The following is a 13390-nucleotide window of genomic DNA, read 5'->3' as shown; positions in this document are numbered from 1 at the left end:
GTTCGGCGTCGGCGGCGCGTGCATGACGCGCCGCTTTCGTTTTCGGGGCGATGTAGCGCGCATCGCGTCACTCCGCCAGCATGAACGCCGCACAGCGCTCCGCGATCATGATCGTCGGCGCGTTCGTGTTGCCGGACACGATGCGCGGCATCACCGACGCATCGCAGATCCGCAATCCGTCGACGCCCTGCACCGCGAGACGCGGCGTGACGACCGCGTGCGCGTCGCTGCCCATGCGGCACGTGCCGGCCGGGTGATAGGCGGTTTTCGCGCGACGCCGCACGTAGTCGGCGAGCGTGGCATCGGTCAGCGGCTCGGCTTCGCGGACGATGCGCGCGAGCGACGGTGCGCGCAGGATTCGCCGCGCGAGCGCGACGCCGCGCACGAGGCCGTCGACGTCGTCCGGATCGGACAGCGCGCCGCTGTCGAAGCGGATCGGCGCGGCCGGATCGTTGCCGCGCAGTTGCACGCGGCCGCGCGAACGCGGCCGGAGCAGGCACGGATTGATCGACAGGCCGTGGCCGGGCAGCGGTTCGCGATCGACGTCGCCGACCAGCGTCGGCAGCACGTGGAACTGGATGTCCGGGCGGCCGCTGCCTGTCGTGTCGACGAATGCGCCCGATTCGACGACGTTCGACGTCAGCAGGCCCGAGCGGCACAGCATCCATTGCAGCCCGTGCCGCAGGGCCTTCCACCCGCGATCCTCGCCCAGCAGGCTGACGGGCGCATCGCTGCGGCCGTAGATCGACACTTCAAGATGGTCCTGGTAGTTCGCGCCGACTTCCGGGCTGTCGTGCAGCACGTCGATGTCATGTGCGTGCAGATGCGCGCCGGGCCCGATGCCCGACAGCATCAGCAGCTTCGGCGTGCTCAGTGCGCCGGCCGCGAGCACGACGTCGGCGCGCGCGGCGGCCGACCCCGTCGCGCCGCTCGCGGTGCGCCATTCGACGCCGGTCGCGCGGCGGCCGTCGAACCGGATGCGCGTCACGCGGCAGCCGGTCAGCACGCGCAGGTTCGGATCGGCGATCACGTCGGCCAGATAGGTGGCCGCGGTGCTGCCGCGCTGCCCGTCGAAGATCGTCGTGTGATAGAAGCCGACGCCATGCTGCGCGGCGCCGTTGAAATCGTCGTTGTACGCGATGCCGGCTTCCTGCGCGGCCTTCACGAACGCGAGGCTCAGCGGATGCCGGAAGCGCGTGTCGCCGACCTTCAACGGCCCGTCGGTGCCGTGGTACGGCTCCGAGAGCCGCAGATGCGATTCGGCGCGCTTGAACACGGGCAGCACGTCGTCCCAACCCCAGCCGGTGCAGCCGAGCGCGGCCCAGTCGTCGTAGTCGTCGCGCGTGCCGCGCACGTACAGCATCGCGTTGACCGAGCTGCCGCCGCCGAGCGTGCGGCCTTGCGGCACGTAGGTCTTGCGTCCCGCCGCGCCCGGCTGCGGCTCGCTCTCGAACGTGACCGTGCGCTGCGTGCCGAGCACGCGGATGAACGTCGCCGGAATCCGGATGAACAGGCTGTCGTCCTTCGGGCCGTCCTCGAGCAGCAGCACGCGCCGGCCGGCCTTCACCAGCCGGTGCGCAACCGCGCAGCCCGCCGACCCGCCGCCGACGACGATGTGGTCGTACGTCTCCATCCCGCTTCTTCTCCTGGCTGTCGGGCGGCGGAACGGATGCCGCCGCGCACGAAGCCAGCTTAGCGAGCAGGTTGGGGCCCTATTTGACCGAGGCGGACGCCGTGCTTGCCTCGCCGGGACATCGCAGGGAGTGGCGGTGGCAGCGGCGAGTATCGGCCTAGGGCGTGAACACGCCCTAGCACGCTCCGGCCGGCGCGCGCGTGTCGCTCGGCGTCTCGCCGAACCGCGCGCGATAGCTGCGGCTGAAGTGCGCGCTGTTGTTGAAGCCCCAGCGGAACGCGATCTCGCTGACCGTCAGGTGCTTCAGCGATCGGTCGCGCAGGTCGGCGCGGCAGCGTTCGAGCCGCCGCGCGAGAATGTAGCGCGTGAGCGGCATCCCCTCGATCTCGAAGATACGCGCGAGCTGGCGCGGCGACAGGTTGATCGCACGGCTGACCAATCGGCTGTCGAGGTCGTCGTCGGCGAGATGGCTGTCGATGAACGCCTTCGCGCGCGACAGCGTGTGGACCGTCGACTTCGTCGGTGACGCGTCACCGTCGTGCAGCCGCAGCATCGATTGCACGAGGTCGAGGATCGCGGCGGCGCGCCGTTCGCGCGCGTCGGGCGTCGGCTCGGGCGGCGCGGCGAGCAGCGCAACCACCTGCCGCACGGCCCACGACGCGACGCCGTCGCCGCGGTCGATCTTGACGAGGCTGCGGTAGCGCCACGGGCCGACGCGCGCCTCGAATACGTCGCGCGGCACGTCGAGCACGGTCATCGCCATGTCGGCGGGAAAGCCGTGACCGTACGGCATCGACGTGTCGTACAGCACGAGGTCGCCGGGCCCGTGCTGCATGCAGTCGACGTCCTGGAACGTATAGCCGTGCCCCTCGTGCATCACGCAGATGAACACGGCGTCGCGCTGGTCCGCGTGGATGTTGTGCGGCGTGCGCACGACCGCGTGCCGGTTCGCGACGATGTCGCACGCTCGGAACAACCCGAGATCGCGTTTGCGCAGCGACGCATCGATCCCTTCGGACGACCTTCCGCTGCATTCGATCCGCACGAGCGTGCGCGCGACATGGTCGACCCAGAAGTCGACGCGCTCGTCGCCGCGTACGGCGCGCGTCGAGATCGTGGCGATCTCCGTGCTGGTGTCCGGCATGACGTTCTCCCGATGACTGCCCGAGCGGGGCAGTCTCGGGCACGCCGAACGCCGCGGTCAATCCGTGAAAGACCCGGGGCACGCGCGTGACGCGCTTGCAGCGGGGCGCGGCGGGCGATTGCGCGGTCGATGTCCGTCCGGGTCAACGAAAGCGGCTGGGCGAGTCAAGATACGTATGCGGCTTTGGGGTAAGCGTGACCGGCCTACTTCGACTTCGATGAAGACGACGGCAGCCCGAGCGACACGTCCTCCTGATAGCCCATCTTGCCGCCGCGGAATTCGACGCTCACGTAACCTGCCCGCCGCGTGTCGGCGACATTCGCGTAGATCGACGTCATCACCATGCCCGCGTCGCAGTCGAGCGCGATCGTGCGATCGACGCGGCCCGTCGCGATGTTCACGGCCCGCAGCGACTGCATCGCGATGCCGCACTTGTCGGACAGCGCGTAGACGCCGACCAGCATGTGCGTCTTCGTGCGATACCACATCGGGATATCGACGCTGCCGTCGAGTTGCAGGTGCTGCGTATCGGTGTCGTTCAGCCGGCCGACTTCGTTCAGCGTGATCGGCAGCGTCTTGCGGCCGTCGTCCCACGTGCCGGTTGCCGTTTTCCCGACGACGACGAGCGCGATCGGGCAGGGCTTCGGCCGTGACGGCGCCGCGGCCGGCACGACCGGCGAGTCGGCATTCGATGCGGGCGACGACGCTTCGCACAGCGTCAGGCGGCCGTCAGGCTCGCGGTGGCCGCGCAACGGGATCGGTTTGCGATGCGCGTCGTAGTAGTAGCTGCCGTCGACGCGCCAGCGGCCCGCGTCGTTGTGGTTGATCGCGTCGTAGGTCTGCACGGACACGTGCACCGGCGCGTTGCCGATCGTGCCGGTGTAGTTCGCGACTTCGTACCAGCCCGCGAAGGATACGGCCGGTGCGCAGGCGAGCAGCGCGGCGATCGTTGCGACGAGCGGACGGCCATGACGGACGTAACGGGGACGGCGGGCAAGGTGGTTCATCGGCGGTTTTTATGTGTGGTTTTGATTCGGCGCGAAGAAGCCCGGTCGAGCCCCGCGGCCATCGGATGCTCGCCATTGTATCCATCCGTCCTGCATGACTCGCAGGCAAGCCGCGGAACCGCCTGCCCGTGCGATTCCGTCGGCCTGCCGCCGCCCCTGACCTCAAGGCGCGCTGGCTTCGTCGATCCGGCGGATGTCGTCCCGATCGAGCGTGACGCGGATCGCTTCGCCGAGCAGCGCGAGCTGCTCGAGCGACGTCGCGCTCGCGATCGGCGCGGTGATCGTCGGCCGCGCGATCTGCCATGCGAGCGCGATCGCGGCCGGCTGCGTGCCGTGCTTCGCCGATACGGCGTCGAGCGCGGCGAGGATGCGCAGGCCGCGTTCGTTCAGATAGCCGGCGACGCGATCGCCGCGCACGCTCTTCTTCAGGTCGGCCTCGCTGCGGTACTTGCCCGACAGGAACCCGCTCGCGAGCGCGTAGTAGTTGACGACGCCGAGCTTCAGGTCGCGCACGACCGGCTCGAGATCGCGTTCGTAGTCGGCGCGGTTGAGCAGGTTGTATTCGGGCTGGATGACCTGGTACGCGGGCAGCCCGTCGCGCGCGCTGATCGCGGCGGCTTCGCGCAGGCGCGCGCCGCTGTAGTTCGACGCGCCGATGATGCGTACCTTGCCCGCGTCGATCAGCGTTTGATACGCGCCGAGCGTTTCTTCGAGCGGGGCCGTGTCGGCCAGATCGCGGTGCGAGAAATACAGGTCGATGTAGTCGGTCTGCAGGCGGCGCAGCGAATCGTCGGCGGCCTTCAGGATGTTGTCTTTCGACAGCCCCGCGCGCGTGCCGAGCATGCCGACCTTGGTCGCGATCACGACCTGCTCGCGCTTGCCGGAGCGCTTCAGCCACTTGCCGATGATCGTTTCCGATTCGCCGCCTTGGTTGCCGGGCGCCCAGGCCGAATAGACGTCGGCCGTGTCGATGAAGTTGATGCCGGTGTCGGCGAGTGCGTCGAGCAATGCGAACGATGCGTTCTCGTCGACGGTCCAGCCGAAGACGTTGCCGCCGAACGCGAGCGGCGAAACCTGGATGCTGGATGTACCGAGGGTGCGATGTGCCATGTTCCTCTCCGATAACGGCAGGTAACGGGATTGAACTGCGGGATGGGTCGAGACGATCCCGGCGGGACGGCAGGATGCGCGGTGCGGTTCCGCCGTGGTCGCGGGACACCGGACATTCTCGCCGATCGTTTCGATTCGTGCAGGCGCAGTAACGCCGCGATGGTGGACGGCTTGCGGCAGATGGCGGAGACCGCGTCCGCTGCATGCGTATTCCGTGCGGTTGCGTTGGATCGGGAGCGAATTTTGCGGCGACGTGCGCGACGGGAATCACGCAGCTTGCGCTGGTGTGGTGCCCACGCGGAGGGAAAGCCGGGCGGCAGGCCGCCGCCCGTTTGCAGAAGGTTCGGTCAGCGCAACTGCACCGCCGCGAGAAACAGCACCATGCTGCCGATCGCGCCATCCAGCACGCGCCACGCGACCGCCTTGCGGAACCACGGCGCCAGCAATCGCGCGCCATAGCCGAGCCCGAGGAACCACACGACGCTGACCGTCATCGCGCCGATCGCGAACGCGAGCCGCGCGCCTTCCGGCTCGCGCGCGCCGGCCGTGCCGATCAGCAGGAACGTGTCGAGATACACATGCGGGTTGAGCCACGTGAACGCGAGCGTCATCAGCACGATCGCGAGCGCGCCCTGCGGCGGCGGCGCGACCGCGTCACCGCGCACGTCGAGCGTGTCGTGGCCCGGCTTGAACGCACGGCGCAGCGCGTTGATGCCGAACCACGCGAGATACGCGAGGCCGACGTACAGCACCGCATGGACGAAGGTCGGATAGCGCTCGACGAGCGCCGAAGCGCCGCCGACGCCCGCGCCGATCAGGATCATGTCGGACACCGCGCACAGCAGCACGATCTTGCCGACGTGCGAGCGCATGATGCCCTGGCGCAGCACGAATGCGTTCTGCGCGCCGATGGTGACGATGAGCGACGCGCATAGTGCGACGCCGTGGGAAAAAGCGAGCCAGTTCATGAGGGGACAGCCGTGGAAGCAGTAGACGAATCAATCGGGTAGCGCTAGTCTGCGGTCAGCACGGGAATAAGAGAAGCTAAATCACCTAATGCGGATTAAGGAAATCTAATGCTCGACTACGCGTTGCTCGATGCCCTCGCGGCCGTGATCCGGCACGGCTCGTTCGAGCGGGCTGCCAAGGAGCTGAACGTCACGCCGTCGGCCGTGTCGCAGCGCGTGAAGCTGCTGGAGGAGCGGGTCGGCAGCGTGCTCGTCAAGCGCGGGCAGCCGTGTGTCGCGACCACGTCGGGCGCGCTGCTGTGCCGGCATACTGAACGCGTGCAACTGCTGGAAGCCGAACTGGGCGGCCGGATGCCCGCATTGCCGGGCCAGATCGCGAGCGCGTGGCCGACGTTGCGTGTGGCCGTCAACGACGACAGCGTCGCGACGTGGTTCATCGACGCGGTCGGCCCGTTCTGCACCGAGCGCGAGACGCTGCTCGATCTCGTGATCGACGATCAGGATTACACGGCGTCGCGCATCCGCGACGGCAGCGTGCAGGGCGCGGTGACCGCGCAGGCCGAGCCGATCCAGGGGTGCCGGTCGGAGCGGCTCGGGCGGATCCGTTATCGTGCAGTGTGCTCGCCGGCGTTTTACGCGCGCTATTTCGACGCGGGGATCACGCGCGATGCGCTGCGCCGCGCGCCGTGCGTGATGTTCAATCCGAAGGACGGGTTGCAGGCGCGTTTCATCCGGCGCGTGACGCGCGCGGATCTCGATCCGCCGCAGCACTGGATACCGCACGTCGCGGGCTATCTGCGCGCATGCGAAACGGGATTGGGATGGGGGATGTGCCCGGACCGGATGGTCGACCGCCAACTGGCGGCGGGTGAATTGATCGACATGTCGCGCGGGCGCACCATCGACATCGATCTGTACTGGCAGAGCTGGCGTCTGTCGATCGGCTGGCTCGACGATTTCAGCGCGGCGCTGAAGGCGCGCGCCGCGCTGTTTCTCGATTGACCCGCGACGTGATGCAGGCGGCGCGCGCGAGATGCGCGCCGTGCGGCGTCAGACGTGTTGCAGGCCGTCGAAGTCGACGATCTGCACGTGGCGGCCCTGCATTTCGATCAGGCCGCGCTTCTGGAATTTCGACAGCGTGCGGCTGACCGTTTCGAGCGTCATGCCGAGATAGCTGCCGATGTCCTCGCGCGTCATCCGCAGGTTGAATTCCGACGGCGAGTAGCCGCGCTTCAGGTAGCGCGACGACACGTCGAGCAGGAAAGCGGCGACGCGCTCTTCGGCATTCAGCGAACCCAGCAGCATCGTTTGCGACGTTTCGCGCACGATCTGTTCGCTCATCAGCTTGTGCATGCGCAATTGCATCGAGCCGGCTTCCGAGCACAGCGCCTTGAGCGCGCTGTACGGGATCACGCAGACCGAGCTGTCTTCCAGCGCGACCGCGGTGCGCGGGTGCGTATCGTCGCAGATGCCGTCGAGGCCGAGCGCTTCGCCGGCGAGATGCAGGCCCGTGACCTGTTCGCGGCCGTCATGGCGCGTCGCGACGGTTTTCAGCGAACCCGAGCGCACCGCGTACAGGTTGTCGAATGCGTCGCCTTCGCGGAACAGCGCTTCGCCGCGCTTGACCGGGCGCGCCGCGCAGATGACCGACTCGAGGCGGCTGAGCGCTTCGGGCGCCAGGCCCTGCGGCATGCACAGGTGCCGCATCGCGCACGACGAGCAGTGTGCGGCCTGGCGGGGAGCCCAGCTACCGGTATGGGGCGCGGCGGCGGGGCGGGTGGCGACGGGCGTCAGCATGATCGTTTACTCCGGCATTGGATCGATGAAATCATTGTCCCACCGCAAGTTGCCGCTGTCGGGTGACAAAACGTCGCGACCGGCCGCGCATGCCGAACGCCGCTCAGGGAGCCGGCTCGTCCGCGCTGGCTGCCGCCGGGATCAGCAGCACCGGCAGCGTCGCGTGGCGCACGCATTGTTCGGCGATGCTGCCGAGCACGAGGCGGCGGAAGCCGCGGCGGCCGTGCGTGCCGAGCACGAGCAGATCGGCGCCGAACGCTTTCGCGCCGTCGAGGATCAGCGACGACACGTCGTTGAGCGACGTCGCTTCGTTCAGCCGCGTTTCGCCTTTCACGCCGGCGGCCTGCATCAGCTTCGCGAAATCCTGCGCGAGCGCGTTGCCCTGCGCGACGAGCTGATCGCGCAGCACGGACGGATCGTAGCCGGGCACGTTGTAGTAGATCGCGGCGTTCTCGACGACGTAGAACGGCTGCAGCTCCGCGCCGTGCGATTTCGCGAGCGCCAGCGCGGCATCGAACGCATGGCGGGACGTGTCGCTGCCGTCGACGGCAACCAGAATTCGCTTGTACATAGTGTCTCCGAGTGGCGGGTTGAAACGAAGTCGGCCGGATGGCCGATCGGGGTGGGCAATACGCAACGCTGCGAGGCAGGGTAAACCAACGGTCGCGATCGCGCAGCGAGGCGCCTGCCGGGCCGTGCGACCGCGCTGTCGCTGTCTGTGCCGGCCCTGCGTGGCCATGCGCGCAACGCGTGCTGCATCGCGCGATGGGTGTCGTATGGTTCGGCTGCGTCGTCGGCGAAAACGCATGCGCGCGCATCGACCCGGCCCGGCAACCATGCCGATGCGCCGTACGTCTCGCCATTGAATCGCAATCGCGCCGTGACGCGATGACTTCGGTCAACGCATGCGCGTCGACACGATGCACGGCATGCATGATTGCGAATCCCGATGCCAATACGCGGAATCGTTCACTGCTGCATCGTGCGAACGAGTCCCGGCCCGCGGTCCGGTCGCGCGCGCGGATGCGCCGCCATCGATCACCGTCATCGACCGATCGCGATTCCCAATCGAACGATCGATTCAAACGCCGCGCCGGCTATCCTGGCACAACGGTCAACTCGATGACGCGCTCCGGCCGGCGGCCGTGGCCGGGCCAATACGCGCTGCCGTACATCCGGTGAACGGGACCGAACGGCGTGTCGCCTACAGACGGCGCGTCGAAGCCTTTCTCGATCACCACGTAGCCGGCGCGCAGCGCGAACGCCGGATGGTTGCCGTCGGGGCGGCTGTCGAATCCGGCCAAACCGTCGCCGGCTTCCGGCATCGCATTGACGAGCGACGCGTTGCTGCGCGTGATCTGGTCGGGCGAGATCGGCCCGGCGCCGGCGAGGCGCGACGCTTCGCGGTGCTTGCCGTCGGTGTCGACCGTGCTGTCGTGCGTGTCGTCGTTGTCGAGTTCGATGCTGCGCGGATGCGCACCCCGTGTTTGAGCGGACGATTCCATCGCGGCTCTCCTGGCGGCGACACACTCCGGATCGAAGCAAATCCCGTTCCGGGCACGACGGGAAAAGGCGCGCGGGCGATCGCCGCGGTCGCGCGACGCGCACTGATTTGTCATGATTTATTTCAGCTAGAAGACGCGTTTTCTACAGAGTATGATTCTTTTCCTGCGAAGCGGCGACAGGGGATGAAGTCTCGCCGCCTCTGCCCGCGCCGGGGCGCCGCAGCACCCTTAAAGACGGGTAGCGAACAACAAAGCAAGGGACTAGAGGTGGCGGACTCATGCAAGCGACTACTGCCTTCACGCATCGCGGTTATCTGTTGAATTGCGCGCCCGCACGCGCCAGTGACGGTTCGTTCAAGCCCTACGTCGTGATCTCCCGATCGAGCGACGGGGAACTCGTGGCGAACCGGTTTTTTCCGATCGAGCTCCAGTTCAACGACGAAGGCGACGCGATCGCGCACGCGCGCGACTGGGCCGTGCGCTGGATCGACGCGAGCAGCATCGCGATGTGACGCCGTCGCCCGCGAGCAGCGTCGGCCGTCCGGCCGATCCCCGGGGGCGCCGCTCCCGGACAAAAAACGCGGTAATCTTGCGGAACCCGTCACTTTATTAGCGGCCGCGCAACCGCGCTCGGCTGTCTGCATTGGCCTATGTCGACATCACCCGCCCGTCAGTGGGGCCTCGAAGAAATCGTCGCCGGCTTGCGCGAGTCGCGCGAGGAACTCCATCGCACGCGCCATCCGCGCGGCATCCGCGAGCTGCCGTCGCGCGATGCAATCTGCAAGATTGTGACCGGCCTGCGCGCGTCGATGTTTCCGACGCACTACGGCGCGCCCGACCTGACCGACGAAAGCGTCGACTACTACGTCGGCCACACGCTCGAAAGCACGCTGCGCGTGTTGTCCGAGCAGATTCGCCGTGCGCTGCCGTTCCTGCCCGAGCATGTCGACACGCCGTTCGCCGAGCTCGACGAACGCGCGTTCGAGATCGCGCGCGAGTTCGGCCGGCAGTTGCCGGCGATCCGCGCGCTGCTCGTCAGCGACATCCAGGCCGCGTACGCGGGCGATCCGGCCGCGCAGCACATCACCGAGATCCTGCTGTGCTACCCCGGCGTGTTCGCGATGATGCACCATCGGCTCGCGCACGCGCTGCACCAGCTTGGCGTGCCGTTGCTCGCGCGGTTCATCAATGAAATCGCGCACTCGGCCACCGGCATCGACATTCATCCGGGCGCGCAGATCGGCCCGAGCTTCTTCATCGACCATGGCACCGGTGTCGTGATCGGCGAAACCGCGATCATCGGCGAACGCGTGCGCGTGTACCAGGCCGTCACGCTCGGCGCGAAGAGTTTCCCGGCGGATGGCGAAGGCGCGCTGGTGAAGGGCAATGCGCGGCACCCGATCGTCGAGGATGACGTGGTGATCTACGCGGGCGCGACGATTCTCGGCCGCGTGACGATCGGGCGCGGCTCGGTGATCGGCGGCAACGTGTGGCTCACGCACAGCGTGCCGCCCGGCACGAGCGTCGCGCAGGGCAAGGTTCGCGAGGGCGGGAGCGCGGAGAAGCCGTAACGTGGCGGCGGGCGAATGCGCGGGGGTGGTTCTGCACAACGCGGCGCATGACGCGTAATGGATCGGCGGCCAGCCCGCCGTCGGGCGTTATCGGGCGTGAGCGGCGCGAAGCTTGTTCGACCCGTCGCACGAAGGCGGCGCGCAGCCGCCTTCGTTCATCGAAGCGTCAGTGCTTGCCGTCCGGCGAGCGGTGCTTGTACAGCACGTCCTGATCGACGCGGATCAGGTTCTGGCCCGCATCGACGACGAAATCCACGCCGTTGTACGCATTGCCCGTCAGCAGCAGGATCGCGCTCGCGACGTCGTCGGGGCCCGCGATGCGCGCGAGCGGCGTCGATGCGCGGCTCGCGTGTTCGAAGTCGGCCTGCGTCTGGTCGTCGCTCGGCAGCATCAGCCCCGGGAACACCGCATTCACGCGCAACACCGGCGCGGACGACAGCGCGAGCATCTGCGTGAGGTTGCCGAGCGCGGCCTTCGCGACCGTGTAGCTGAAATGGTCGCGGTGAAAGTTTTCCTTGATCTTCTGGTCGACCACGTTCACGACGACGCCCTGCGTGCCGGCCGCGCGGGCCCGCTCGTAGAACGCGCGCGTGAGCAGGATCGGCGCGCGGCAGTTGACGGCCCACGCGTGGTCGAACGCCGCGAGATCGAAGCTCGGGAAATGGTCCTGCCAGAACACCGACGCGTTGTTGACCAGCACGTCGAGGCGCCCGAAGCGCGCATACACCTGGTCGATCAGCGCGGTGATCTGCGCGGCATCGGACAGGTCGGCCTGCAGCGCGACCGAATCGTGCCCGCGTTCGGCGATCGTTCGAGCAGCGGCCTGCGCGGCATCGGCCGAATGGTCGTAGTGCACCGCGGTGCGATAGCCGTGCGCGGCGAAATACTCGGCGAACGCGCGCCCGGCCCGGCGCGCGGCGCCGGTCACGAGCACGACGGGCGCGTGCGCCGTTTGCTTCGTCTGCTCCATCAGGTATTCGTCAGGTTGACCGAGGAAGGATTCGCGACGATCGACAGGAATTCGCGACGCGTCGACGGATCGGTGCGGAACGTACCGAGCATGCGCGACGTGACCATCTCGACGCCCGGCTTGTGCACGCCGCGCGTCGAGATGCACTGGTGCGCGGCTTCGAGGATCACGCCGACGCCCTTCGGCTGCAGCACGTCGAACAGCGTGTCGGCGATCTGCACGGTCATCTTTTCCTGGATCTGCAGGCGCTTCGCGAATGCGTCGACGAGGCGCGCGAGCTTCGAAATGCCGACGACGCGATGGTTCGGCAGATACGCGACGTGCGCGCGGCCGATGATCGGCACCATGTGATGCTCGCAGTAGCTCTCGAAGCGGATGTCCTTCAGCACGATCATTTCGTCGTAGCCGTCGACCTCGCTGAACGTGCGCGCGAGGATGTCGCGCGGCTCCAGCGCATAGCCGGCGAAGAACTGCTCGTAGGCGCGCACGACGCGTGCGGGCGTGTCGAGCAAACCTTCGCGCGCGGGATCGTCGCCGGCCCAGCGCAACAGCACGCGGACGGCGTCTTCTGCTTCTTCACGGCTCGGCCGCGAGGCGACCGGCTCGGGCTGTGTGGTTTTCTTTCCCTTACCCATGTAGTGGCTCCATCGAAGGCCGCCTGCGGCGGCCGATATCCGGTCATTGTTTCATGCTTTCGCCGGTCGTGTGTGCGGGCCGCCGCGCCCGCTTCTTCACTTCGGCCATTCGTCCTGCTCGTCGTTGAACAGCGACGCGACGACGCCGCGCAGCCATGCGGTGCGCGGATCGTTGTGGTACTTGCGATGCCAGTGCTGTTTCAGGTCGAAGCGCGGCAGCGCGAGCGGCGGCTCGACGGGCACGATGAACGCGTGCTCGGCCGCGTACGCATAGCCGATCGCATGCGGCACCGTCGCGATCAGGTCGGTGCGGCTCAGGATGAACGGCAGGCTCATGAAGTGCGGCGTTTCGAGCACCGCGCGGCGCTGCATGCGCTGCTTCGCCAGATATTTCTCGAGCACCTCCTGGCTGCGGCCTTCGGCGCGCACGACGGCGTGGCCGCACGTGAGGAACTGCTCGACCGTGAACGGCGGCGTCTGCTCGAACGGATGGCCGCGCCGCATCAGGCAGACGAACCGGTGCGTGAACAGCCGCTGCTGGAAGAAGTTGTTGCCGTCGAGATCGGGGAAGTAGCCAACCGCGAGATCGATCGACCCGGCTTCGAGGCCGCGTCCGACTTCGTCGTGCGCGGGCGAGACCGAACGCAGGTTCGCGTGCGGCGCAAGCGTCGCGAACGCCTGCAGCAGCTTCGGCAGGAACACGATCTCGCCGACGTCGGACAGCGCGATCGAGAACGTATGCGTGCTCGCGGCCGGGTCGAAGTCGTGCGGCGCGACGAGGCCGCGCTCGATCTGCGCGAGCGCGTCGCGGGCGGCCGGCAGCAGCGCGAGCGCGCGCGGCGTCGGCTCCATCCCGCGCGACGTGCGCACGAACAGCGGATCGCCAAAGTATTCGCGCAGCCGGCCGAGCGCCGTGCTCACGCGCGGCTGGCTCACGCCGAGCAGGTCGCCCGCGCGGCTGACGTTGCGCGTGTCGTCGAGTGCGACGAGGTAGGGAATCAGGTTCAGGTCGAGCGGGTCCATCGCGGAGGCCGGTATCTTCAAAACGTA

General features: G+C 67.9%; 14 protein-coding genes. 3 read left to right on the top strand and 11 right to left on the bottom strand.

Annotated elements, in window-relative coordinates:
- Positions 1 to 67 precede the first annotated feature (67 nt).
- From J8I35_RS15290 to J8I35_RS15270, 5 genes are all read right to left on the bottom strand, one after another.
- The gene (locus J8I35_RS15290; RefSeq protein WP_209925988.1) at positions 68 to 1633 is read right to left on the bottom strand and encodes a GMC family oxidoreductase N-terminal domain-containing protein; all 1566 of its coding nucleotides are present in this window, start codon (positions 1631 to 1633) and stop codon (positions 68 to 70) included.
- 175 nt (positions 1634 to 1808) lie between these two features.
- Complete coding sequence (locus J8I35_RS15285) at positions 1809 to 2777, bottom strand: helix-turn-helix domain-containing protein (protein ID WP_209925986.1); 969 nt, start codon at positions 2775 to 2777, stop codon at positions 1809 to 1811.
- 203 nt (positions 2778 to 2980) lie between these two features.
- Positions 2981 to 3784, bottom strand: coding sequence for a hypothetical protein (locus J8I35_RS15280; protein ID WP_209925984.1), 804 nt, complete (start codon positions 3782 to 3784; stop codon positions 2981 to 2983).
- Between the two features lie 162 nt (positions 3785 to 3946).
- The gene (locus tag J8I35_RS15275; protein WP_124680670.1) at positions 3947 to 4894 is read right to left on the bottom strand and encodes an aldo/keto reductase; all 948 of its coding nucleotides are present in this window, start codon (positions 4892 to 4894) and stop codon (positions 3947 to 3949) included.
- A 347-nt stretch (positions 4895 to 5241) separates the two neighbouring features.
- The gene (locus J8I35_RS15270) at positions 5242 to 5862 is read right to left on the bottom strand and encodes a LysE/ArgO family amino acid transporter (RefSeq protein WP_050017194.1); all 621 of its coding nucleotides are present in this window, start codon (positions 5860 to 5862) and stop codon (positions 5242 to 5244) included.
- 108 nt (positions 5863 to 5970) lie between these two features.
- Between J8I35_RS15270 and J8I35_RS15265 the strand changes: the two genes are divergently transcribed.
- Positions 5971 to 6864 carry a LysR family transcriptional regulator ArgP gene (locus J8I35_RS15265; RefSeq protein ID WP_006480142.1) on the top strand — a complete coding sequence of 298 codons (894 nt, stop codon included), beginning with the start codon at positions 5971 to 5973 and terminating at the stop codon, positions 6862 to 6864.
- 48 nt (positions 6865 to 6912) lie between these two features.
- Here J8I35_RS15265 and fnr read toward each other — a convergent pair whose 3' ends face one another.
- From fnr to J8I35_RS15250, 3 genes are all read right to left on the bottom strand, one after another.
- Positions 6913 to 7659, bottom strand: a complete 747-nt coding sequence (gene fnr / locus J8I35_RS15260) for a fumarate/nitrate reduction transcriptional regulator Fnr (RefSeq protein WP_050017192.1) — start codon at positions 7657 to 7659, stop codon at positions 6913 to 6915.
- Positions 7660 to 7762: 103 nt separating this feature from the next.
- Complete coding sequence (locus tag J8I35_RS15255) at positions 7763 to 8230, bottom strand: universal stress protein (protein WP_209925982.1); 468 nt, start codon at positions 8228 to 8230, stop codon at positions 7763 to 7765.
- A gap of 526 nt (positions 8231 to 8756) precedes the next feature.
- On the bottom strand, positions 8757 to 9164 hold the full coding sequence (locus tag J8I35_RS15250; protein ID WP_209925980.1) for a DUF3005 domain-containing protein: 408 nt from the start codon (positions 9162 to 9164) through the stop codon (positions 8757 to 8759).
- A 278-nt stretch (positions 9165 to 9442) separates the two neighbouring features.
- Between J8I35_RS15250 and J8I35_RS15245 the strand changes: the two genes are divergently transcribed.
- Entirely contained in the window at positions 9443 to 9676 is a 234-nt protein-coding gene (locus J8I35_RS15245) for a hypothetical protein (RefSeq protein WP_050017188.1), read from the top strand.
- A gap of 138 nt (positions 9677 to 9814) precedes the next feature.
- A complete protein-coding gene (gene epsC / locus J8I35_RS15240) occupies positions 9815 to 10735 on the top strand; it encodes a serine O-acetyltransferase EpsC (RefSeq protein ID WP_050017187.1) in 921 nt (306 codons plus the stop codon).
- A 166-nt stretch (positions 10736 to 10901) separates the two neighbouring features.
- Here the strand turns inward: epsC and J8I35_RS15235 are convergent, their stop codons facing one another.
- From J8I35_RS15235 to J8I35_RS15225, 3 genes are all read right to left on the bottom strand, one after another.
- Entirely contained in the window at positions 10902 to 11705 is an 804-nt protein-coding gene (locus J8I35_RS15235; RefSeq protein WP_209925978.1) for an SDR family oxidoreductase, read from the bottom strand.
- Positions 11705 to 12340 carry a GTP cyclohydrolase I FolE gene (gene folE / locus J8I35_RS15230; protein ID WP_050017185.1) on the bottom strand — a complete coding sequence of 212 codons (636 nt, stop codon included), beginning with the start codon at positions 12338 to 12340 and terminating at the stop codon, positions 11705 to 11707. Before folE ends, J8I35_RS15235 begins: the two co-directional genes overlap by 1 nt.
- Positions 12341 to 12436: 96 nt before the next feature.
- A complete protein-coding gene (locus tag J8I35_RS15225; protein WP_209925976.1) occupies positions 12437 to 13363 on the bottom strand; it encodes a LysR family transcriptional regulator in 927 nt (308 codons plus the stop codon).
- Positions 13364 to 13390: the final 27 nt, after the last annotated feature.

It is taken from the genome of Burkholderia sp. CpTa8-5 (assembly GCF_017815045.1).
Classification (GTDB): Bacteria; Pseudomonadota; Gammaproteobacteria; order Burkholderiales; family Burkholderiaceae; genus Burkholderia; species Burkholderia sola.
Note: the sequence above shows the minus strand (reverse complement) of the source record. Positions and strands in the feature narration are given on the sequence as shown.

Excerpts from the sequence above, each read along its gene's own strand:
- J8I35_RS15290 (WP_209925988.1), bottom strand. The coding sequence starts at position 1,633 with ATGGAGACGTACGACCACATCGTCGTCGGCGGCGGGTCGGCGGGCTGC.
- J8I35_RS15285 (WP_209925986.1), bottom strand. The coding sequence starts at position 2,777 with ATGCCGGACACCAGCACGGAGATCGCCACGATCTCGACGCGCGCCGTA.
- J8I35_RS15280 (WP_209925984.1), bottom strand. The coding sequence starts at position 3,784 with ATGAACCACCTTGCCCGCCGTCCCCGTTACGTCCGTCATGGCCGTCCG.
- J8I35_RS15275 (WP_124680670.1), bottom strand. The coding sequence starts at position 4,894 with ATGGCACATCGCACCCTCGGTACATCCAGCATCCAGGTTTCGCCGCTC.
- J8I35_RS15270 (WP_050017194.1), bottom strand. The coding sequence starts at position 5,862 with ATGAACTGGCTCGCTTTTTCCCACGGCGTCGCACTATGCGCGTCGCTC.
- J8I35_RS15265 (WP_006480142.1), top strand. The coding sequence starts at position 5,971 with ATGCTCGACTACGCGTTGCTCGATGCCCTCGCGGCCGTGATCCGGCAC.
- fnr (WP_050017192.1), bottom strand. The coding sequence starts at position 7,659 with ATGCTGACGCCCGTCGCCACCCGCCCCGCCGCCGCGCCCCATACCGGT.
- J8I35_RS15255 (WP_209925982.1), bottom strand. The coding sequence starts at position 8,230 with ATGTACAAGCGAATTCTGGTTGCCGTCGACGGCAGCGACACGTCCCGC.
- J8I35_RS15250 (WP_209925980.1), bottom strand. The coding sequence starts at position 9,164 with ATGGAATCGTCCGCTCAAACACGGGGTGCGCATCCGCGCAGCATCGAA.
- J8I35_RS15245 (WP_050017188.1), top strand. The coding sequence starts at position 9,443 with ATGCAAGCGACTACTGCCTTCACGCATCGCGGTTATCTGTTGAATTGC.
- epsC (WP_050017187.1), top strand. The coding sequence starts at position 9,815 with ATGTCGACATCACCCGCCCGTCAGTGGGGCCTCGAAGAAATCGTCGCC.
- J8I35_RS15235 (WP_209925978.1), bottom strand. The coding sequence starts at position 11,705 with ATGGAGCAGACGAAGCAAACGGCGCACGCGCCCGTCGTGCTCGTGACC.
- folE (WP_050017185.1), bottom strand. The coding sequence starts at position 12,340 with ATGGGTAAGGGAAAGAAAACCACACAGCCCGAGCCGGTCGCCTCGCGG.
- J8I35_RS15225 (WP_209925976.1), bottom strand. The coding sequence starts at position 13,363 with ATGGACCCGCTCGACCTGAACCTGATTCCCTACCTCGTCGCACTCGAC.